The organism is Anaerostipes hominis (ex Lee et al. 2021) (assembly GCF_002270485.1).
Classification (GTDB): domain Bacteria; phylum Bacillota; class Clostridia; order Lachnospirales; family Lachnospiraceae; genus Anaerostipes; species Anaerostipes hominis.
Window position 1 is genome coordinate 36,928 of record NZ_NQOG01000006.1, and the last position, 18,892, is coordinate 55,819.

23 protein-coding genes are annotated in these 18,892 nt (G+C 43.8%); 22 read left to right on the forward strand and 1 reads right to left on the reverse strand.

All coding sequences use genetic code 11. From position 1 onward, the window contains the following. Window positions 1-7 precede the first annotated feature (7 nt). The 11 genes from CI597_RS07540 (at window position 8) to CI597_RS17760 (ending at window position 6,827) form a co-directional block, all read left to right on the forward strand. Window positions 8-271: a metal-sensing transcriptional repressor gene (locus CI597_RS07540; protein WP_024727577.1), complete on the forward strand. Its 264-nt coding sequence runs from the start codon at window positions 8-10 to the stop codon at window positions 269-271. Between the two features lie 851 nt (window positions 272-1,122). Then, window positions 1,123-1,470, forward strand: a complete 348-nt coding sequence (locus CI597_RS07550; RefSeq protein WP_024727576.1) for a TIGR04076 family protein — start codon at window positions 1,123-1,125, stop codon at window positions 1,468-1,470. A 267-nt stretch (window positions 1,471-1,737) separates the two neighbouring features. Further along, window positions 1,738-1,950, forward strand: coding sequence for a DUF3788 family protein (locus tag CI597_RS19705; RefSeq protein WP_420313786.1), 213 nt, complete (start codon window positions 1,738-1,740; stop codon window positions 1,948-1,950). Continuing rightward, the gene (locus tag CI597_RS18125) at window positions 1,856-2,110 is read left to right on the forward strand and encodes a hypothetical protein (RefSeq protein ID WP_330607090.1); all 255 of its coding nucleotides are present in this window, start codon (window positions 1,856-1,858) and stop codon (window positions 2,108-2,110) included. The genes CI597_RS19705 and CI597_RS18125 overlap by 95 nt, the downstream gene beginning before the upstream one ends. A 24-nt stretch (window positions 2,111-2,134) precedes the next feature. Next, a complete protein-coding gene (locus CI597_RS07555) occupies window positions 2,135-2,380 on the forward strand; it encodes a hypothetical protein (protein WP_051405207.1) in 246 nt (81 codons plus the stop codon). Window positions 2,381-2,541: 161 nt separating this feature from the next. Beyond that, window positions 2,542-3,837, forward strand: coding sequence for a phosphoadenosine phosphosulfate reductase (locus tag CI597_RS07560; RefSeq protein ID WP_369882330.1), 1,296 nt, complete (start codon window positions 2,542-2,544; stop codon window positions 3,835-3,837). Continuing rightward, a complete protein-coding gene (locus CI597_RS07565) occupies window positions 3,812-4,369 on the forward strand; it encodes an IbrB-like domain-containing protein (protein ID WP_024727574.1) in 558 nt (185 codons plus the stop codon). The genes CI597_RS07560 and CI597_RS07565 overlap by 26 nt, the downstream gene beginning before the upstream one ends. A gap of 28 nt (window positions 4,370-4,397) precedes the next feature. Next, entirely contained in the window at window positions 4,398-5,279 is an 882-nt protein-coding gene (locus CI597_RS07570; protein WP_235824572.1) for a class I SAM-dependent methyltransferase, read from the forward strand. A gap of 78 nt (window positions 5,280-5,357) precedes the next feature. Then, a complete protein-coding gene (locus CI597_RS07575; RefSeq protein ID WP_024727572.1) occupies window positions 5,358-5,822 on the forward strand; it encodes a VOC family protein in 465 nt (154 codons plus the stop codon). A 203-nt stretch (window positions 5,823-6,025) separates the two neighbouring features. Then, window positions 6,026-6,565: a DUF1697 domain-containing protein gene (locus CI597_RS07580; protein ID WP_024727571.1), complete on the forward strand. Its 540-nt coding sequence runs from the start codon at window positions 6,026-6,028 to the stop codon at window positions 6,563-6,565. A gap of 76 nt (window positions 6,566-6,641) precedes the next feature. After that, the gene (locus CI597_RS17760; RefSeq protein ID WP_024727570.1) at window positions 6,642-6,827 is read left to right on the forward strand and encodes a hypothetical protein; all 186 of its coding nucleotides are present in this window, start codon (window positions 6,642-6,644) and stop codon (window positions 6,825-6,827) included. A gap of 54 nt (window positions 6,828-6,881) precedes the next feature. Here CI597_RS17760 and CI597_RS07585 read toward each other — a convergent pair whose 3' ends face one another. Beyond that, a complete protein-coding gene (locus CI597_RS07585) occupies window positions 6,882-7,310 on the reverse strand; it encodes a hypothetical protein (RefSeq protein WP_095142906.1) in 429 nt (142 codons plus the stop codon). 138 nt (window positions 7,311-7,448) lie between these two features. On the opposite strand from CI597_RS07585, the gene CI597_RS07590 reads away from it, so the two are divergent. From CI597_RS07590 to rbfA, 11 genes are all read left to right on the forward strand, one after another. Beyond that, window positions 7,449-8,402: a metal ABC transporter substrate-binding protein gene (locus CI597_RS07590; protein WP_081723832.1), complete on the forward strand. Its 954-nt coding sequence runs from the start codon at window positions 7,449-7,451 to the stop codon at window positions 8,400-8,402. After that, on the forward strand, window positions 8,399-9,112 hold the full coding sequence (locus CI597_RS07595) for a metal ABC transporter ATP-binding protein (protein ID WP_024727566.1): 714 nt from the start codon (window positions 8,399-8,401) through the stop codon (window positions 9,110-9,112). The genes CI597_RS07590 and CI597_RS07595 overlap by 4 nt, the downstream gene beginning before the upstream one ends. Then, window positions 9,099-9,920: a metal ABC transporter permease gene (locus CI597_RS07600; protein WP_024727565.1), complete on the forward strand. Its 822-nt coding sequence runs from the start codon at window positions 9,099-9,101 to the stop codon at window positions 9,918-9,920. Before CI597_RS07595 ends, CI597_RS07600 begins: the two co-directional genes overlap by 14 nt. A 55-nt stretch (window positions 9,921-9,975) precedes the next feature. Next, the gene (locus CI597_RS07605) at window positions 9,976-10,371 is read left to right on the forward strand and encodes a hypothetical protein (RefSeq protein WP_024727564.1); all 396 of its coding nucleotides are present in this window, start codon (window positions 9,976-9,978) and stop codon (window positions 10,369-10,371) included. 289 nt (window positions 10,372-10,660) lie between these two features. Continuing rightward, the gene (locus CI597_RS07610) at window positions 10,661-13,759 is read left to right on the forward strand and encodes a UvrD-helicase domain-containing protein (protein ID WP_024727563.1); all 3,099 of its coding nucleotides are present in this window, start codon (window positions 10,661-10,663) and stop codon (window positions 13,757-13,759) included. A 154-nt stretch (window positions 13,760-13,913) separates the two neighbouring features. Continuing rightward, entirely contained in the window at window positions 13,914-14,378 is a 465-nt protein-coding gene (gene rimP, locus CI597_RS07615) for a ribosome maturation factor RimP (protein ID WP_024727562.1), read from the forward strand. Between the two features lie 18 nt (window positions 14,379-14,396). After that, window positions 14,397-15,572, forward strand: a complete 1,176-nt coding sequence (gene nusA, locus CI597_RS07620) for a transcription termination factor NusA (protein ID WP_024727561.1) — start codon at window positions 14,397-14,399, stop codon at window positions 15,570-15,572. An 18-nt stretch (window positions 15,573-15,590) separates the two neighbouring features. Further along, window positions 15,591-15,860: an RNase P modulator RnpM gene (gene rnpM, locus CI597_RS07625; protein WP_024727560.1), complete on the forward strand. Its 270-nt coding sequence runs from the start codon at window positions 15,591-15,593 to the stop codon at window positions 15,858-15,860. Further along, a complete protein-coding gene (locus CI597_RS07630; protein WP_034549372.1) occupies window positions 15,850-16,164 on the forward strand; it encodes a L7Ae/L30e/S12e/Gadd45 family ribosomal protein in 315 nt (104 codons plus the stop codon). Before rnpM ends, CI597_RS07630 begins: the two co-directional genes overlap by 11 nt. A gap of 14 nt (window positions 16,165-16,178) precedes the next feature. Next, on the forward strand, window positions 16,179-18,515 hold the full coding sequence (gene infB, locus CI597_RS07635; protein ID WP_024727558.1) for a translation initiation factor IF-2: 2,337 nt from the start codon (window positions 16,179-16,181) through the stop codon (window positions 18,513-18,515). A 23-nt stretch (window positions 18,516-18,538) separates the two neighbouring features. Continuing rightward, window positions 18,539-18,889, forward strand: a complete 351-nt coding sequence (gene rbfA, locus CI597_RS07640) for a 30S ribosome-binding factor RbfA (RefSeq protein ID WP_034549369.1) — start codon at window positions 18,539-18,541, stop codon at window positions 18,887-18,889. Window positions 18,890-18,892: the final 3 nt, after the last annotated feature.

Sequence of the window (18,892 nt, forward strand, 5' to 3'; positions counted from 1 at the left end):
AGGGGCCATGCAGGCAGACAAGACTCAGATCACAAGACTTCTGAAGACCGCCAGGGGACAGATCGACGGGATCTTAAAAATGGTGGAAGACGACCGGTACTGTATGGATATCTCCAACCAGCTCATGTCTACGGAGGCCATTATACGAAAGACCAATAAAGAAATCTTACGGGCACATATGAAAGGCTGCATTGCCGATGCCCTGGCTGAAAACAAAGGCGATGAAAAAATTGATGAACTGGTAGAACTCATCGATAAGTTCGCCAAATAAAATAAGTTTTTCTTCATTGTCTTCAGTCGGCTCTGGAAAGGCCTCCTTCCGACAATTGAAAAAACTATCGTTGGATCATTCCATTTGTTTGATGGGTATGAAATACGGTGTGCCCTGTGGGTATACATTATCATTCCCCAACAGGCGTACTTTAAAATTTTCTTTTCCTAAATGCTCTTTCATCAAATTCATAGCCAATTCCATTTGTGGGCTTATCCATTTATTTTTAGCTGAATATAAAAAGAATTCTATTTCATCAAGTTTCGTTTTAATTGGCAACAAAGATTACAGATATAAAAGGGGTGTTTACATTGACTTAAAAAAACAAATTTATTATAATTAGATAATATAAAAAAATAAAACTATCGACTGGAGAAGTTAAATTGGGAAGAAAGACCTGTTGTGTTACTGGTCACAGGGATATGCCAGGTGAAGGGATTAGTAGCATAAAGGGCTCTGCGTAAAGAAATGAACCAGTGTTTTCTGAATGCCTGTACCCGGATGACAGTAATCCAGGAGGAAATTGACATCGTAACCGCTATATGGTCGAGGATTCAGACCGCGTAGAGTGAAAGTGGAGTTGCAGGCAATTCTATACCTAATCGCGCGGAGCGCGTCCACCCGAAGGGTATAAAATACGGTGTGCCCTGTGGGTATACCTAATCGCGCGGAGCGCGTCCACCCGAAGGGTATAAAATACGGTGTGCCCTGTGGGTATACCTTATCGTGCGAAGCACGTCCGCCCGAAGGGTATGAAACACAGGATGCCCTGCGGGTATGATATAATAAAACCTTTAAGAATGAATATTATGTAAAAATGGCGAGGCGGAGTCATAGGCTGGAGGTCAATGATGAAAAAATGGTATGACGAAGAATATGAATTTGAAATTGAGGTAACAGGGTTTCTTCGCGGCGATCACACAGAGCGATATTGCCGTAACGGAGAGGAAATCGGAGATAAATATACCTGTACATATGGTTGCCCTGTAAATGCAGACGGACAAGGGATCTGTTCTAAAGTAATGACGATACTGTTCCCTGTTATGGAGGCAGTCAGAAGCGGCGGGGATTTAGAGAACATTGGCGGCAGCGGTAAGTACAGCAAGGATATCGTATGCCCGGACGGATGTGTGATGTTCCGACTGACAGCGAAAAAACTTGGAAATGAGAATTTCTTTAAGGGAAAGTTTTTTAATTAGCTTTTCAGATTGGCAAAGCAAAGAGGTGAAGTGTTTCTGAAATGAATATGGAAACAAATTCTAAAATGCTTATGCTATTGAAAATGGTCCTGCTTATGGTTGTATCCGAAAAGTAGAGATTCTGGTTTTTCCAACTCCTTTTTTAAAGGTGTATATTATTCTTACTATAATAGTTGCACTGTTGATGGCTTTGACCCCGGCTTTCGTTCATGGAACAATAAATATGTTTATGATGTAAATATTCAAATTGTAGGAGGTTCACTATGCTTGATAAAATACCGAAGAGGTGGAAAAACACTTTGCGCCCTATACGCAAGGGAGAACTGCATTGGCTTTATGGTAATCCTGGGAAAAGATGAGCGGGAAAAATTTGAAGCAGGCCGAAATGAGTATTCTGAGAGCGTCCGGAAAATCTATACCCACAGGGCACACCGTATTTTATACCCTTCGGGTGGACGCGCTCCGCGCGATAAGGTATGATGAAACAAAAACTTATCACGATGGGAAATGGCTGATATATGAACCTGTTGACACTTCATTGTTTGGGGATTTCATGCATTTTTTATATAAATATTGCCCCGGATGCGGTGGCGGTGAAGGAAATCAGTCGTGTAAAATCGCATGGAGCATGATGGTGTAGAATACTGCTTCCAATGCGGAGCAGATGGAAAAGACAAAAATACTGGACATTCTTCTGTCCGGCTTTAATGACGGGCGCAAAAAGCCCCTGTTTTGTACAGCAGTAACTCTTTTAGACTTGCAAGAGCTGCGGGAGGTACTTAGACAAATTGAGAACAGATCCGATTTGGAAATGTTGACGCTCAAAGAAAAGAGTGCTTTTGCCGCGGGATTACTGCAGGCTGCGGCAGCAAAGAACAATATAAACTTGAAGCTACGCAAGAAGAAGTGATGATTTGAATACTGTAATCATTCAATAAAGCATTGAGAAAGGTAGAGAACCGAAGTGAGCTCCTGCAGAAAGAAATCTATCTTTAGAAGGAACAGAAGAGAGGTGTCTTTTTGATAAGGGAGTATTTACATTTGAATGTTTATGATGCGTTTTTAGAACGAATGCATTTTCTTTTTGAAGAGTTTGGTAATATCTATGTCTCTTTTTCCGGAGGCAAAGACAGTGGTTTGCTGCTCAATCTGGTTCTGGATTACCGGAATCAGCATTATCCGGAAAGAACCATTGGTGTATTTCATCAGGATTTTGAGGCGCAATATACGATGACGACAAAGTATGTAGAACGCACCTTTGAACGGATCAAGGACCAGGTGGAGTCTTATTGGGTTTGCCTGCCCATGGCAACCAGAACCGCGTTAAGCAGTTACGAGATGTATTGGTATCCATGGGATGACACAAAAAAGGATATCTGGATACGGGAGATGCCCCAAAAAGAATACGTCATCAATCTGGAAAATAACATTATGACTACATACCGTTACCGGATGCATCAGGAAGATTTGGCAAAACAGTTCGGGCGATGGTACCGGAACGCCCATGACGGCGGAAAAACCGTATGCCTGCTTGGGATGCGGGCAGATGAATCTTTACAGCGGTATAGCGGATTTCTGAATAAAAAATACGGGTATAAAGATACCTGCTGGATCAGCAAGCAATTTAAAGATGTCTGGTGTGCCTCCCCTTTATATGATTGGTCTACCAATGATGTCTGGCACGCCAACTATTTATTTGGTTACGAGTATAACCGCCTGTATGATCTTTATTATATGGCTGGCCTGAAGCCCTCGCAAATGCGCGTGGCCTCCCCGTTCAACGACTATGCGAAGGACGCACTGAATCTATACCGCGTCATAGACCCGGAGATTTGGTGCAAGCTTGTGGGACGTGTACAGGGGGCAAATTTTGCTTCCATTTATGGAAAGACCAAAGCGATGGGCTACCGGAATATTTCTTTGCCGGAGGGATATACGTGGAAATCCTACACGAAGTTTTTATTGGAAACGTTGCCAAAAAGACTGCGGAATAACTATATAAAAAAATTCAATACATCTATCCAATTTTGGCATGAGACAGGAGGCGGGTTGGACGAGGAAGTGATTCAAGAGCTTCAGGAAAAGGGATATCAAATAAAACGAAACGGCGTCTCCAATTATACATTGAACAAAAAATCACGCATTGTATTTGTGGGGGAAATACCAGACCACACGGACGATATCAAATCCACAAAGGATATTCCCAGCTGGAAACGAATGTGTTACTGCATTTTGAAAAATGACCATATCTGCCGTTTCATGGGGTTTGGGATGACACGGCAGCAGCAGAAGCAGCTGGACATTATACGCCGTAAATACAAAAGCATAGAGGAGTTTGAGTATGAAGTACAAAAGCCCAGTTTATAGTATCATTGCTGTTCCGATAGAGAAGGTACGGCCGAATAACTATAACCCGAATAAAGTTGCACCGCCTGAAATGAAGCTGTTATATGAAAGCATTAAAGAGGACGGATATACGATGCCAGTCGTATGTTACTACTCAAAAGCGCAGGATTTTTATCTGATTGTTGATGGGTTCCATCGGTACCAGGTCATGATGGACCACCCGGATATCTATGAAAGAGAACAGGGGTTGCTGCCGGTTTCTGTCATTGAGAAACCGATTGACAAACGTATGGCCAGCACCGTGCGCCATAACAGGGCACGAGGCTCTCACGATGTGGACTTGATGAGTAACATCGTAAAAGAACTTCATGAATTTGGGAGATCAGACGCATGGATTTCAAAGCATTTGGGAATGGATAGAGATGAAATTTTACGTCTCAAGCAGATTACCGGTCTTGCCGCATTATTTAAGGATATAAAGTTTGGAGAGGCATGGCGTCCTGTAGAGGAAGAGACGGCAAAAGATAATAAAGACCCCTTGGCAGAAAAATAAGCGATATTTTATGGAGGTATAATTTGCAATGGATCATATGAAAACCAATCCACACCTGATTGAATTCGTGTGCTTGAATCGTGAATTGATAAATTACCTGAAAGAAGAGCCGCCCGTTTATCATGAAAGCTCTAAAGCGTTTTGGGATGATGAGCATATTTCTAAAAGTATGTTAGAAGCTCATTTAAACACGGAAAACGATGGAGCATCAAGAAGGCTTAGCACCATTCAAAATTCCGTCGAATGGATTGTCAGCTATTGTAAAAACGGTCAGGGTAAACAGCTTTTGGATTTGGGGTGTGGACCTGGTATTTATTCCGAATTGTTATATGATAAGGGATTTTCAGTTACAGGAATTGATTTCTCCAAACGTTCCATAGAATATGCCCAAAATCATGCGAAAGAAACATGTCGTAAAATCCGGTATTACTATCAGAACTACCTGGAAATGGATTATGAAAACGAGTTTGATGTTATTATCCTGATTTATTGTGACTTTGGTGTACTTCCTCCGCAAGACAGAAGTGCTTTGCTGAAAAAAATCCAGAAAGCACTGAAGAAAGATGGAATTCTGATATTAGATGCATTTAACAGGCCATACTTGGATTCGTTTCAGCCAATACAAAGCATACGGTACGAAAACGGTGGATTTTGGTCTGCGGAGCCTTATGTAATTATTCAAAGAAATAAGTATTTTGAAGAAACCGCTAATACATTAGAGCAGTATTTGATATTAACGGATGATAATTGTGAATGTTTCAATATATGGAATCAAATTTATTCCAAAGAAACATTCATTGATGAACTTAGAAGCGGTGGATTTTCAGAAATTGGTGTTTTTGATGATGTGACAGGAGCAGATTTTACAGGAAAATCAGAAACTATCTGCGGCATTTTTAAAGCAGTATAATATCATTTAGTTGTGTGCTATACAAAAGGCTTTATCAGAAATAAAGAACAGCTAAAGAGGATTGAATGGAGTATTTATATGAAGTATGTATGTGTGGTTATTTCGGTAGCGGATATCAACGCCGCAAGAAAGTTTTATGAGGATCTATTCGGGTTAGAGGTCTATCAGGATTACGGAAGGAACATCGCTTTTACCTGCGGTCTGGCATTACAGCAGGATTTTGACTGGCTGGTAAACATACCAAAAGAAAAGGTATTGAAGAAATCCAACAATGCAGAAGTCGTTTTTGAGGAACAGAATTTTGACGGTTTCCTGAATAAGCTGAAAGAGTACCCGGACATTGAATATCTGGGAGAAGTCATCGAGCATAGCTGGGGACAGCGTGTGATCCGGTTCTACGACTTAGACGGGCATCTCATAGAGGTCGGCGAGGATATGAAAATGGTGATCAAGCGTTTTCTGAATACCGGAATGTCTATGGAAGAAGTGTCCGAAAGAATGGACGTTTCCATCGGGGATATGGAAAAGCTGCTAAATAGCTGAGCAGGAAAGAAAATAAGGGTTTGTTGAGGTGAATAATATGGCTTTCAAATTAGTCAATGTCGTGCCATGGGACAGAAATATAGATGAATATCGGAATATGTTTATGCTGACTGATGATAATGCAAATTTGGTTTGCCCGTTTGAGTGAATGAATTGAAGATATAAGGAGGACAAATGGGGTTTGTATGGAAGAATCAACGAATATGAAAAGATATGTTGCGCTTTTGCGTGGTATCAATATAAGCGGAAAAAATAAGGTGCCAATGGCAGAATTAAAGAAAGTTTTTGAAGAACTTGGGTTTACAGAGGTAAAGACATATCTGAACAGTGGAAATGTGATTTTTTCAAGTGAGAAAAATAATATAGGGAGTCTTACAGGCCAGATTGAAACAATGATAAAAAATCAGTTTGGTTTGGATATTCCGGTTTTCGTCACATCAAAAGAAGATCTCAAAGACATTTTGCATCATGCACCTGACTGGTGGGGAACCGAAAATAAGGAAATCTATGATAATTTGATTTTTATTATGCCTCCAGCTACATTTGCTGAAGTATGGGACGAGATCGGAGAACCGAGGGAAGAATTAGAGAAGATAAAGGAATATAAGGAAGCGGTATTCTGGTCTTTCAATCGAAAAGATTATCAAAAGACAAACTGGTGGCCAAAGACGGCAAGTGCGGGCATCAGCGGCAAATTGACAATAAGAACGGCAAACACCGTCAGGAAGATAGTCGGAATGTAATTGCTTTCCTAAATCGGAGTTTGAAAAGAGAGGGCTTGCTGTCTTTGTTATCGTTTCGCTGAGTATAGGATGCGTTTTGGGATTAGTCGTAAAATCAGGTAAAGCTGACAATGATTGCATAGATTATATATTTACCGTCTATCATGCTTTTGACAATGGGCCAATGGAAGGTTTTTGGGGAATCATGAAAAGTGAACGCTATTATGGGAAAAGATTTACCAGCAGGTATTACCTACTGGCAGAAAAAGTATTATTATTTTAATTATCTACCTGACGGGAAGCAGTTCATGTTCCCTGTCCTTTTTATAGTGATCTTTTATCTCAAAAAACATTTCCTCTTTATAAAATAAGCTGCAACCACAAGCATTCCCAGCACGGAACAGATTAAAAAGAATCCATTGCTGGATATTGATTCTGTGATGAGAAAGAAACTGTCTTTGCTGAAAAATATGAGATATGCCTGACTGACAAAGGCTGCCAGGCTCCCGATGCCAACGGCTCCGGCCAACACAGTCCAGACCGGATCGCTCAGATCGAAGGCCCCTTTTATGATCATTTCCAAAAAAATCAAAGTAAAAGCAGCGACAATAATAAAGATATTATTCCATATTCCATCAATCAGAATATAGCTCCTGGTTCTTAAATAAGTGTCCGCAAGCAAAAGCACAGACATTAAGAGAATCCCGTGCAACAACGCATTTTCACGCGCTTTCAGCTGTTTTTTTGTAGACGTATACTGACTCATAAACTCATTCCCCTTTCTCCTATGAAGTATAAGTATATGATAATTCGACAAAATATTCAACCACAAGAAAATTTCCATATTTGCAATTCAAATTTTTTCCTGCTATTATATTCAATTAGATAATATACAGAAAGGAAAATGCCTGTGAAACGATGGATTGTCTTTCTGCTGTGCCTTACTGTCTGCCTGTCCGCATTATCCGGATGCGGCACCGGTAAATATTCCGACAGCAGTTCAAAAAAACTAAATGTTGTTACCACTATTTTCCCTTACTATGATTTTGTGCGTCAAATTGGGAAAGATAAAGTAAAACTCAAAATGATCGTCACCGCGGGCAAAGACAGCCATACATTTGAACCGACTCCGGCCGATCTGATCAGCATACAGAAGGCAGATATTTTTTTCTATAACGGCGGAGCGATGGAATATTGGGTCCAAAAAATACAAAAATCCCAGGAAAACAGCGGACAGGTTTCTTATGCCTTCATGGATTCGGTCAATCCAGTGGAAGAAGAGGTGACAGAGGGGATGAGCCTTCCTAAGGAAGAAGAAGGGGAAACAGAATATGACGAACATATTTGGACATCTCCTGTGAATGCGCAGAAAGTCGTGAAAAAAATCTGCGCCGTCTTATCAAAGGAAGATCCCGGCAACGCCCATTTTTATGAAAAGAATACAATGAATTATTTGAAAAAGCTCAAAAAATTGGACCAGGAGTTCAGAGAAACAGTAAAACACGGAAAACGCAAGCTCATAGTTTTCGGAGATAAATTCCCCATGCGCTATTTTACCGAGGAATACGGCCTCTCTTACAGGGCGGCATTCCCGGGATGCAGCGAGGAATCGGAGCCCAGCTCCCGGACGCTTTCCTATCTGATTGACTTAGTAAAGAAAGAAGAAATACCGGTCATCTATCATATGGACTTTGGAAGCAGTAAGATCGCGGATGTGATCTGTGAAGCATCCGGTGCCGAAAATATGACGTTTTATTCCTGCCACACCGTGACAAAACGTCAGTTTGACCAGGGCGTCACATACCTGGATCTGATGGAGAAAAATGTGAAAAATCTGGAGAAAGGACTGAGAGAATGACATCCATTATTTCATGCAGTCATGTGGATCTTGGATATGACGGACATGTCATCGTAAAAGACTTAAATATGGAAATAGAACAGGGGGCTTATATTTCTGTCATCGGACAAAATGGCTCCGGTAAGAGCACGTTTATCAAGACGATGTTAGGTCTTGTGCGCCCTGTCTCCGGGAAAATCCGGCGCAGTCTTTCTGGAAAGGGCATCGGATATCTCCCCCAGCAGACGGAAATGCAGAAAAACTTTCCTGCAACTGCCCTGGAAGTGGTTCTGTCAGGTTTTTTAAGCCGAAAACAGCGCAGGCCTTTTTATATGAGAAAAGAAAAATTTACCGCCATGGAACAGCTAAAGAAGCTTGGAATCCCGGAGCTTTCAAAAACATGCTACCGGGAGCTTTCCGGCGGCCAGCAGCAGAGAGTCCTGCTGGCAAGAGCCTTATGCGCAACCGATCAGCTGCTGGTCCTGGACGAGCCGGTGACAGGTCTGGACCCTGGTGCCGCAAAAGAACTCTATGTCTTGCTGAAGGAACTCAACAAAAATGAGGGCATCGCAATTTTGATGGTTTCACACGATTTGTCCAACGCCTTAAAGGATGCAGATGAGATCCTTCACATCCGGCATGAGGATTACTTTTTCGGCAGTGTCTCAGATTACCGCAGTTCTGAACATTTCCATGAAATGAATGGAGGTGCTGTCCATGGAACTATTTAAAGAAATGGTATCATATCCTTTTATTATCCGTGCTTTTATCGTGGGAATTTTGATTTCCCTCTGTGCAGCCCTGCTCGGTGTGAGTCTTGTGCTGAAAAAATTTTCCATGATCGGGGACGGACTGTCCCATGTGTCCTTCGGAGCACTTTCCATTGCAATAGCCTTCGGGATCGCTCCTTTGAAACTCTCGATTCCGGTCGTTGTCATTGCGGCATTTTTTCTCCTGAAGCTTACTGAGAGCAGCCGGATCAGCAGCGATGCGGCCATTGCTGTCATGTCGGCATCGGCTTTGGCTGCCGGGGTCTTGGTGACTTCCTTTACTACCGGTATGAATATGGATGTATACAGCTATATGTTTGGAAGCATCCTGGCCATGAGCAGAGAAGATGTACGCCTGAGTGTTTTGCTGAGTGCCGCAGTCCTTATTTTGTTTCTCTTTTGTTATCATAAAATTTTTGCTGTCACCTTTGATGAAAGCTTTGCGCGGGCATCGGGAGTAGATGTTTCCTTTTACAATTCGCTTCTTGCGATCCTGACCGCTGTCACGATTGTTATCGGCATGAGAATGATGGGGGCCATGCTCATTTCCAGCCTGGTCATCTTTCCGGCGCTGACGGCCATGCAGATGTTTAAAAGCTTCCGGGGAGTCGTGATCTGTTCCGGCTTCCTCTCCGTCATATGTTTTTGTATCGGCCTGTCGGGGTCTTATCTCTTTTCTGCACCGGCCGGTGCAAGCATCGTCATTGCGAACCTTATAGGATTTCTCGTATTTCGTTTGCTGAGAATGGTTGTCAGACAGAATGTTTGATTTTCAAAACATTCTGTGATAGAATAATTTCATTATTACAAGTTAGGAGAAACATATGAACAAAAAGAGGAATGTGATGCTGACGATCATGAGCATCATTCTGTTATTAGCCGGGATCTTAAACCTTTTGACCAATGTCACTCTGATGACAAGCCGCAATCTGATGAAGATGGCCATGGAGCAGGTCAGGCTGAGCGGTGCGATCTTAACCGTGTACCTTGTAGTCTGCATTATCTTCGGGATGCTTGAAATAGTGTGCGGAGTTTACGGCTTAAAAGCAGCCAAACATTTTGAATTTGGAGAAACCTGCTTCCAGCTTGCCATCGCACTGGTAGCCGCCGCTGTATTCATATTTATTTTTAATCTCTTTGTAAATGAATTTACGGCTACAAACCTGGGAGGCTTTGTTTTCCCGCTGCTTTATCTTTATTCCATCAGATTCTGCAAATAATTTCATAAGCAGTCACTAAAAACAGATGATCAGCAGATTATCTGTTTTGTTCTTATTCCATAGGAAAGTTCTTCGAACCTCCCTATGGAATAAAAAAGCCCTGCGGGCAAGTATGCACACAAATGCGTAAGGAAATCATTTGACTGCGTCAAATCGCATTTGGCGCACAAAGCGGAACGAGTCCCTCATGATTGAGGGATTTAGGGAGTTGAAGCGGACTTGTCCGCTTTGTTCCATAGGAAAGTGCGTTCTATGTAAGAATAAAACACTACGAAAGAAGGAGAATACGATGTACATTGCAGATTTACATATCCACTCCAGATATTCCAGGGCTACAAGCAAAGAGTGTGATCCGGAACATCTGGATCTCTGGGCCAGAAGAAAAGGGATTCATATTGTAGGAACCGGTGATTTTACTCATCAGGCATGGAGGGACGAGTTACAGGAAAAATTGGTGCCTGCGGAAGAAGGCCTGTATATCCTGAAAGATGAATTCCGGATAAAAGACGGGATCGCTCCGGACGGCCAGAATCCGCGCTTTGTCATCACCGGAGAGATCAGCTCTATCTATAAAAAGAACGGAAAGACAAGAAAGGTCCATAATCTGATCCTTCTTCCGGGACTTGAAGCCGCAGATAAAATTTCCGCAAAGCTCGAGACCATCGGCAACATTCATTCCGACGGCAGGCCGATCCTCGGTCTGGACAGCCGGGATCTCCTGGAGATTCTTCTGGACATTTCTCCGGATGCGGTACTGGTGCCTGCCCATATATGGACTCCTCATTTTTCACTGTTCGGAGCCTTTTCAGGGTTTGATACGATCGAGGAGTGTTTTGAAGACTTAACGCCTCATATCCATGCGTTAGAGACAGGTCTGTCCTCCGATCCTCCTATGAACTGGAGGCTTTCGGCACTGGACTCCTTCCAGCTGATCTCAAACTCAGACGCCCACTCTCCGGCAAAACTCGGCCGGGAAGCCAATCTCCTGAACATTGAACTTTCCTATTCGGACCTCACGAGAGCCATCCAGACCGGACAGGGGCTGTACGGAACGATCGAGTTTTTCCCGGAAGAAGGAAAATATCACTTTGACGGACACCGGAAATGCGGTCTTGTGCTGACTCCGTCAGAGACAAAGGAATATGGCGGGATCTGTCCGGTCTGCAAAAAAAAGATCACCATCGGAGTCCAGCACCGGGTAGAGCAGCTGGCGGACAGGCCGGAAGATTATCTCCGGCCTGATGCGAAGCCCTTTGAGAGCCTTGTACCACTTCCGGAAGTCATTGCGGCATCTACGGGAATGTCAGCCGGCGGAAAAAAAGTGAATGCCCAGTTTGAAAAAATGCTCTCGGAGCTTGGCCCGGAGTTTTCTATTTTAAGAGAAGTACCGCTTGAGGATATCCGGCACAGTGCGGGAGCCTGTGTAGAGGAAGGAATCCGACGTTTAAGACGGGGAGAAGTCCGTCGCGACCCCGGATATGACGGAGAATACGGAAAAATCCATCTCATCGAAAAGGGCGAGATGGACATCATTAACGGCCAGATGACGTTTTTTGATTCTCTGGGAATTACCGCTGCAGCCGAGCATGAGAAAAAGAAGAAAAAAATCAGGCCTATGAAAAAAGAACCAGTCATGGATGCAGACGTCCTTAACGTCAGAGATACAGGGATCAACGAAGAACAGCAGGAGGCGGTCGCTGCTGAAAACAGGCCTGTTGCGGTCATCGCAGGACCGGGAACAGGAAAAACGAAAACCCTGGTAGACAAAATAGCTTATCTTGTGAAGGAGCGGAACGTGTCTCCGGCTCAGATTACAGCTGTCACATTTACAAACCAGGCGGCAGCAGAGATGAGAGAGCGGCTTGCCAAGAGGCTTGGAGGAAAACGTGCTGTCAAAGACATGACCATCGGAACCTTTCATTCTATCTGTCTTCAGCTGCTGAAACAGCAGGGTGAGGACATTATTCTTGCCGATGAAGCAGAACTCCTCGAAGCCGCCAAAGAAACACTGACCCGTTTAGATTCAGACAAAAAGCCAAAGGACTTTTTAAAACAGATATCCAATTTTAAGAACAATGTACAAATGGAAGAATGCCTGACGAAAGAGGAGGCAGTCTGTTTTCAGGAAATTATGAGTGAGATGGGTCTTACAGATTTTGACGACCTGCTCCTGAATGTGCTTTCACAGACAGAATCACCGGTTTTACAAAACTCACAGTTTTCTTATCTTCTCGTAGATGAATTTCAGGATATTAACGACATTCAATTCCGTCTGGTGCTTTCCTGGAACCAAAACGGAAAAGAATTATTTGTCATCGGAGATCCGGACCAGTCTATCTATGGCTTCCGGGGTTCTGATTCCAGATGTTTTGCACGGCTGAAAGAAGAAGTTCCGGACCTGTATGAAATTTATCTTAAGAAAAACTACCGGTCAACACCTGAGATCGTGGAATCTGCTCTTCAGGTGATTAGCCGGAATCCGGGAAACAAACGCTGTCTTTCGGCCGTCCGTGAACCCGGGAAACCAGTCCGTCTGGTCACTGTCTCAAATGACTGGTCCGAGGCCATTTTTATTGCAAAGGAAATTAACAGGCTCACCGGCGGCATGGATATGATGGATGCCCAGAATTATGCCGTAAAAACGGAACATCCCAGAGGCTTTGGAGAAATTGCCGTATTATACAGAACCCACCATCAGGCCAGAGCCATAGAAAAATGTCTCAGACAGGAGAGTATTCCATGCGTCATCACAGGGCGGGACAGTTTTCTTGAGGAGGACAAGGTAAAAGGTACGACTTCATTCTTTCGGTTTCTTCTCGATGAAAAGGACACGAAGGCTCTCCAGATCGCACTGAGCGCTTTTCCTGACTGTGGAAGCCTGGAAAAAGAATTCAAACAGCTTCTAAAAAAGGAGTCCCCCGGAAAGATTTTAAAGCTCTGGATGGAAAAGAACGGTCTTTTGGAAGATGAATCCCTTCTCTGCCTGTACAAGATGACTCTGTTTTATAACGATATGGCATCCTTTTTGTCTAATCTTTTGCTGGGAACAGAAGGAGACTTAAAAAGAAGCGGTGAAAAGGAATATACGTCGGATGCCGTCACCCTGATGACTCTCCACGGGTCCAAAGGACTGGAATTTCCGGTCGTGTTCATCGCCGGCGCAAAACAGAGCAGCATACCGCTGGAATCACCTGTTTATCCTGCGGATAAGGAAGAGGAGAGGCGTCTGTTCTATGTAGGGATGACCAGGGCAGAAGAAGAACTGATCCTGCTCACGAGAAAAGAATCTTCTGAATTTCTTGCGGACCTGCCGCAAAAGTATACGGCAAAAGAAACCGCAGGAAAAGAACAGCCTGAGGCTACCCAGCTGTCGCTGTTTGATCTGTGATTTCATTCAAGATTCAAGATAAAAACAAGATTCCGACACAAACCCTTGTATTCTGTAAACGAAAGTGTTATAATTATCAATAACATAAAGCTTAACTTAAAGAGTGGACGTAAGTCCACTCTTATTGTTTGCGCAGAAAAGGAGGCAGGGCAACTTGGCAGGAAAAGCAGAGATTGAACAGAAAACAGAAGAACTTGTGACACCGATCATCGATGAAAACCACTTTGAACTTGTTGATGTGGAGTATGTAAAAGAAGGTGCCAACTGGTATCTGCGGATTTACGCGGATAAAGAGGGAGGCATCAGTATCGATGACTGTGTGCTGATCAGCCGGGCACTGGAGGCCAAATTGGACGCCGATGATTTCATCAAAGACGCATATATTCTGGAAGTCAGCTCCCCGGGACTCGGAAGACCTTTAAAAAAGGGAAAAGACTTTCAGAGAAGTATCGGGCAGTCTGTGGACATTAAATTATATAAGGCCATCGACAAACAGAAAGAGTTTACCGGTATTTTAAAAGAATATTCAAAGGAAAGAATAATTCTCTGGATCGACGGCACCGATCAGGAATTTGAAACAAAAAGTGTGGCATCCGCCCGTTTATCATTAGATTTTTAAAGGAGGACAACAGAAAAAATGAGTGAATTAATTGATGCATTAAACCAGTTAGAAAAAGAAAAGCATATTGATAAAGACGTCATTATGGAAGCGATTGAAAATTCCCTGGTTGCTGCATGCAAAAGAGACTTTGGAAATGCAGACAATGTGGTGGTCAATATGGACCGAGAGACCGGAGATATTGTCGTATATGCAGAAAAAGAAGTCGTGGAAACCGCAGACGGGGAAGATTTTGACCCGGCGCTCCAGATCAGTCTTGCCAAAGCAAAAGCAATGGACCCTAAATATGAGCTGGGTGATATCGTCCGCGTGGAGATTACTCCGAAAGATTTTGGAAGAATTGCTGCTATGCACGCCAGAAGCGTCATTGTACAGAAGATCAAAGAAGAAGAGAGAAGAGTTGTTTTTGACCATTTTTACTGCAAAGAAAAAGACATTGTCACAGGCGTGGTACAGCGCTATGTCGGCGAGAATGTCAGCGTCAGCTTAGATGACAAGACAGATGCACTCCTGATGAAGTCCGAGCAGATCAGAGGCGAAGTATTCCAGCCCACGGAACGGATCAAACTTTATATCGTAGAAGTAAAAGATACCAACCGCGGACCCCGGATCTTAGTGTCCCGTACACATCCGGATCTTGTAAAGCGCCTTTTTGAAAAAGAGGTAGCCGAGATCCAGGACGGCATCGTAGAGATTAAGAACATCGTCCGCGAAGCCGGTTCCAGAACAAAGCTTGCCGTCTGGTCCAATGATCAAAACGTAGATCCTGTCGGCGCCTGCGTCGGTATGAACGGTGCCAGAGTCAACGCGATTGTTAATGACTTAAAGGGCGAAAAGATTGATATCATCAACTGGAATGAAGATCCTTGTGTCTACATCGAAAATGCGCTGAGTCCGTCTAAGGTTGTATCTGTATCGGTAGACATGGAAGAAAAAAGCGCTCAGGTTGTCGTTCCGGATTACCAGTTATCACTGGCTATCGGAAAAGAGGGTCAGAACGCAAGGCTCGCGGCAAGGCTGACCGGCTATAAAATCGATATCAAGAGCGAATCTCAGGCTGAGGAGGAAGAGGAACTCCGCGGTTACGAAGAGTACGAATCCGAGGAAATGGCAGATGAGTCCATGGCTTATGATGATGAAAATGCTGTGGAGGAAGAACTCCTTTCAGAAGAATCTGAATATATTGACGAATAAAATTTAGGATGTGATCGTATGAACAAGAAAATTCCGATGAGAAAATGCATTGGATGTCAGGAATCAAAAGCGAAAAAAGACCTTGTGAGAATGGTGAAGCCCAAGGATGGAGATATCTTCATCGATCCCACCGGAAAGTCCAACGGACGCGGCGCTTATATCTGCCGTTCTCTCTCCTGCCTGAAAAAAGCGAGAAAGTCAAAGGGTCTTGACCGTTCTTTTAAGACGTCGATTTCCGAGGAAGTCTATGACGCGCTGGAAAAGGAGATGATGGATCTTGACTCATAAAATTCTGTCTCTTCTCGGATTGGCAGCCCGATCGAGAAATCTGGTAAGCGGAGAATTTGCGGTAGAAAAATCTGTGAAATCCGGCCATGCATATCTGGTCCTTGCGGCCAAAGATGCTTCCGAAAATACGAAAAAGATGTACCAGAATATGTGCGAATACTATCATGTGCCGCTGTATTTTTTCAGTGACAGAAGCGAACTGGGCCACGCCATCGGAAAAGAATTCCGTGCGGCGGTAGCTGTAGAAGATCAGGGATTTGCAAAGGCCATTCGCGGGAAACTCGAAAATAGTAAAATTGAATAATGGAGGTGCAATCTATGGCAAAAACTAGAATCCATGAGATAGCAAAGAAATATAAAAAACAAAGCAAAGAAATCATAGAAATTTTGAAAAAAAATAATGTCGAAGTAAAAAACCATATGAGTACGGTAGAAGATTCCCAGATCGCGGTCATTGAAAAGGCTCTTGGAGTAAAAAAGGAAGAAAAAACGACGAAAAAAGAGAATAAACCAGAGAACCGCCAGGAAAAGCCAAGGAATCAGCAGGGGAGAGACCAGCAGCGCGGCAACAGGGGGCAGCAGAGACCTCAGAATACTCAGAATCAGAACCGTGCCGGTAAAAAACCGGAAAGGCAGCCGAAGGAAAAAGAAGTGGGTCAGAATCAGGGAACTCATAAGAAAGTCCTGAAAAAAGAGAATCCTCAGAATTCTCAGAAATTCTCCAATAATAATAACGGACAGAATGGGAAGAATAAAAACAATAAGTTTAACAAAAAGAACAGAAAGAACAGAAACAACAAATTCAATAATAAAAACCAAAATACACAGAAGAAGAAAAAGACAGGACCAGGTGCTTTCATCAAGCCGGATCCAGTAAAGAAACCAGAATATGATCCAAATGAGCCAGTAAAGATTCCTGAGCTCCTCACTTTAAAGGAGTTTGCGGAAGCGATCCATATTCCTGCAAACGATATCATTAAAAAGCTTCTGATCTCCGGAGGCGGCCTTGTGAACCTTAACACGGAATTGGATTTTGAGCGTGCAGAAGAGATCGCTTTAGAGTATGACCGCATTGTGGAATTAGAAGAAACTGTGGATGTCATTGAAGAGCTGCTTAAGGATGATGACGAAGAAGATACAAAAAATCTTGTGACCAGACCTCCGGTTGTGTGCGTTATGGGACACGTTGACCACGGTAAAACATCCCTTTTGGATGCCATCCGTTCTGCCCGTGTCACCGCAGGTGAAGCCGGCGGGATCACACAGCATATCGGTGCTTATACCGTACAGACGGACAATGGGACCATCACCTTCCTGGATACACCGGGACATGAGGCTTTCACATCCATGCGTATGAGAGGTGCCCAGTCCACCGATATCGCGATCCTTGTTGTAGCAGCAGATGACGGTGTCATGCCACAGACAATTGAAGCGATCAATCATGCCAAAGCCGCAGGTGTTGAAATCATCGTAGCCATCAACAAAATTGATAAAGAAAGCGCCAATATTGAGCGCGTAAAACAGGAACTTACAGAATATGAACTGATCCCTGAGGACTGGGGCGGAACAACGATCTTCTGTCCGGTATCCGCACATAGCAAAGAAGGAATCGACGATCTCTTAGACATGATCTCCCTGACCGCGGAAGTGCTGGAGTTAAAAGCAAATCCAAACCGTAAAGCGAGAGGAATCGTCATCGAGGCAGAGCTTGACAAAGGACGCGGCCCTGTGGCAACTGTGCTGGTACAGAAGGGTACCCTCCACGTTGGAGATGCCATTGCGGTAGGAAGCGCCCACGGAAAAGTCCGCGCCATGATCGATGATAAGGGAAAACGTGTCAAAGTGGCAGGACCGTCAACTCCTGTGGAGATCCTTGGATTGAGTGAAGTGCCGTTTGCAGGGGAAGTCTGCATGGCAATGGAAAATGAAAAAGAAGCCAGATCCACTGCAGAGAAGTTCATTGCCTACGGCCGTGAGAAAATGCTCTCTGAGACAAAATCACAGCTGTCACTGGATGATCTGTTTGACCAGATCCAGGCGGGAAGCGTAAAAGATCTGAATATCATTGTAAAAGCGGATGTTCAGGGATCTGTGGAGGCTGTAAAACAGAGCCTTTCCAAGCTTTCCAATGAGGAAGTCGCAGTCAAGGTCATCCACGGCGGAGTCGGTGCCATCACAGAATCTGACGTTATGCTTGCATCTGCATCCAACGCCATCATCATTGGATTCAACGTGCGTCCGGACCCTGCCGCAAAGGATGCCGCTGAGGGCGAAAAAGTAGATCTCAGGTTATACCGTGTCATCTACAATGCCATCGAAGATATCGAGGCAGCCATGAAGGGTATGCTGGAGCCGGAATATGTAGAGAAGGTCATCGGCCATGCCGAGGTACGCCAGACATTCAAAGCATCCGGAGTTGGAACTATTGCAGGTTCTTATATCCTGGACGGTGTGATCCAGAGAGGAAGCACCGCAAGACTTATCCGTGACGGAGTCGTCCTCCATGAGGGTGAGTTTGCATCCATTAAGCGTTTTAACGACGACGTAAAAGAAGTCAAGACCGGATTTGAATGCGGACTTGTACTTGAAAATTATAATGATATCAAGGAAGGCGATCAGATTGAAGCCTATATTATGGAAGAGATCCCTAGATAAGCCTTCTTGACAGGAGGAAAACAATGAGAAAGAACAGCATTAAGAATACTAGAATCAATGGGGAAGTACAGCGGGAGTTAAGCCGCATCATCAGCCGGGAGATCAAAGATCCGCGCATCGCACCTATGACTTCCGTAGTGGATGCCGTGGTCACTTCCGACTTAAAACAGTGCAAAGCCTATATCAGTGTCCTCGGTGACCAAAAAGCAAAGGACGATACACTAGCAGGCCTTAACAGCGCTGTCGGCTATATCCGAAGAGAACTGGCTCATTCCATCAATCTCAGAAATACCCCGGAAATCACTTTTGTTTTGGATGATTCCATTGAATACGGAGTGGAAATGTCAAAAAAGATTGACGAATTGAACAAATAGGAG

Excerpts from the sequence above, each read along its gene's own strand:
- CI597_RS07540 (WP_024727577.1), top strand. The coding sequence starts at position 8 with ATGCAGGCAGACAAGACTCAGATCACAAGACTTCTGAAGACCGCCAGG.
- CI597_RS07550 (WP_024727576.1), top strand. The coding sequence starts at position 1,123 with ATGAAAAAATGGTATGACGAAGAATATGAATTTGAAATTGAGGTAACA.
- CI597_RS18125 (WP_330607090.1), top strand. The coding sequence starts at position 1,856 with ATGAGTATTCTGAGAGCGTCCGGAAAATCTATACCCACAGGGCACACC.
- CI597_RS07555 (WP_051405207.1), top strand. The coding sequence starts at position 2,135 with ATGGAAAAGACAAAAATACTGGACATTCTTCTGTCCGGCTTTAATGAC.
- CI597_RS07560 (WP_369882330.1), top strand. The coding sequence starts at position 2,542 with ATGCATTTTCTTTTTGAAGAGTTTGGTAATATCTATGTCTCTTTTTCC.
- CI597_RS07565 (WP_024727574.1), top strand. The coding sequence starts at position 3,812 with ATGAAGTACAAAAGCCCAGTTTATAGTATCATTGCTGTTCCGATAGAG.
- CI597_RS07570 (WP_235824572.1), top strand. The coding sequence starts at position 4,398 with ATGGATCATATGAAAACCAATCCACACCTGATTGAATTCGTGTGCTTG.
- CI597_RS07575 (WP_024727572.1), top strand. The coding sequence starts at position 5,358 with ATGAAGTATGTATGTGTGGTTATTTCGGTAGCGGATATCAACGCCGCA.
- CI597_RS07580 (WP_024727571.1), top strand. The coding sequence starts at position 6,026 with ATGAAAAGATATGTTGCGCTTTTGCGTGGTATCAATATAAGCGGAAAA.
- CI597_RS07585 (WP_095142906.1), bottom strand. The coding sequence starts at position 7,310 with ATGAGTCAGTATACGTCTACAAAAAAACAGCTGAAAGCGCGTGAAAAT.
- CI597_RS07590 (WP_081723832.1), top strand. The coding sequence starts at position 7,449 with ATGCCTGTGAAACGATGGATTGTCTTTCTGCTGTGCCTTACTGTCTGC.
- CI597_RS07595 (WP_024727566.1), top strand. The coding sequence starts at position 8,399 with ATGACATCCATTATTTCATGCAGTCATGTGGATCTTGGATATGACGGA.
- CI597_RS07600 (WP_024727565.1), top strand. The coding sequence starts at position 9,099 with ATGGAACTATTTAAAGAAATGGTATCATATCCTTTTATTATCCGTGCT.
- CI597_RS07605 (WP_024727564.1), top strand. The coding sequence starts at position 9,976 with ATGAACAAAAAGAGGAATGTGATGCTGACGATCATGAGCATCATTCTG.
- CI597_RS07610 (WP_024727563.1), top strand. The coding sequence starts at position 10,661 with ATGTACATTGCAGATTTACATATCCACTCCAGATATTCCAGGGCTACA.
- nusA (WP_024727561.1), top strand. The coding sequence starts at position 14,397 with ATGAGTGAATTAATTGATGCATTAAACCAGTTAGAAAAAGAAAAGCAT.
- rnpM (WP_024727560.1), top strand. The coding sequence starts at position 15,591 with ATGAACAAGAAAATTCCGATGAGAAAATGCATTGGATGTCAGGAATCA.
- infB (WP_024727558.1), top strand. The coding sequence starts at position 16,179 with ATGGCAAAAACTAGAATCCATGAGATAGCAAAGAAATATAAAAAACAA.
- rbfA (WP_034549369.1), top strand. The coding sequence starts at position 18,539 with ATGAGAAAGAACAGCATTAAGAATACTAGAATCAATGGGGAAGTACAG.